The following is a 1,168-nucleotide window of genomic DNA, read 5'->3' as shown; positions in this document are numbered from 1 at the left end:
TTTGACAGTCTAGGAAACGGGTGATGGAGCCGGCCCCGACATGGTCCGCCGGGCGCGCCGTGCTATCCTGTTCCCGCCAAACGAGAATTTGCAGCGGAGCCCACCCGGCTCTTGTTTGGCGACAATCCCGCCGGGTGGGCCCCGCTGCGGACGGGAACGCCCAGATGAACCGACACAGCGCCTTCGCGGACGCCGTCGCGGCGCTCGACGAGGGGGACTTCGAGCTCCTCCGCCGGGCCGTCGACGAGCGGTGCTGCCGCGAGAAGCACGGCTTCGGCACCCTCGCCGAGGCCGCCGACCTCTACCGCACCGACCCCGCCTGCCCCTCCTGCCGCGCGGCCTCGCCCTTCAGGGACGGGAGGACCGCCGGAGGGGTCCAGCGCTGGCGCTGCCGCGCCTGCGGGGCCAGGTTCACATCGCTCACCGGCACGGTGCTGGAGGGGTCCAAGTCCGACATGGCGACCTGGTGCCGCTTCATCGGCCTCATGCGGTTCAACGTGCCCCTCGACGCCATGGCCGAGGAGCTGGGCATAACCCACCAGACGGCATGGGAGTGGCGCCACCGCGTGATGGCCGCCGTCGACGGCTACCAGGACCGCATCGTCCTGCGCGACCTGGTCTGGATAGACGAGACCTACGTGAACGACACCGACCTGCATCTTGGGTACGGCGTGGCGAGGAAGCGCGGGCCGTCCCGCCAGAAGGTCTGCATAGCGGTCGCCATCGACGTGCACAAGAACCCGGTCGCCGTGGTGTGCGGCCGCGGAAAGCCCAGCTCGGCGAGGGTGCTGGGGGCGCTCGGCGGGCATATCGCCGAGGGGAGCCTTGTCGTCCACGACAGGGAGAGGGCGCACGGCGCGCTGATCCGCGAGTCGGGCTGCGCCGAGGAGGCGCACAGGGCCGACGTCAACGACCCGGTCTACCTGGAGCGGATGGCCATGGTGAACAACCTCTGCTCCTGGCTCAAGCGGTACCTCTGGAGGTTCACGGGCATGTCGATGTCGAACCTCCAGTCGTACCTCAACTGGTTCGTGTACCTGTTCAGGGTCAAGCGGGACTCCGAGAGATGGCCCGAGACCGCAAGGGTGGTTCGCCATCTGCTGCTCACCGAGGCGCGTTTCCGCAGCTCGACGTAGCGAATCCATCACCCGTTTCCTAGACTGTCAGA

At 68.3% G+C, this 1,168-nt stretch carries 1 protein-coding gene; it reads left to right on the top strand.

Annotation, left to right across the window (positions count from 1 at the left end):
* Positions 1-164 precede the first annotated feature (164 nt).
* Entirely contained in the window at positions 165-1,136 is a 972-nt protein-coding gene (locus DW029_RS11095) for an IS1595 family transposase (RefSeq protein ID WP_118346182.1), read from the top strand.
* The last annotated feature ends 32 nt before the right edge of the window (positions 1,137-1,168 follow it).

Origin of the sequence: Collinsella sp. AF38-3AC (assembly GCF_003474365.1) — a bacterium.
Taxonomy (GTDB): Bacteria; Actinomycetota; Coriobacteriia; order Coriobacteriales; family Coriobacteriaceae; genus Collinsella.
The sequence above is the reverse complement of the archived record's forward strand: the minus strand, read 5'-3'. Positions and strand labels throughout refer to the sequence as shown.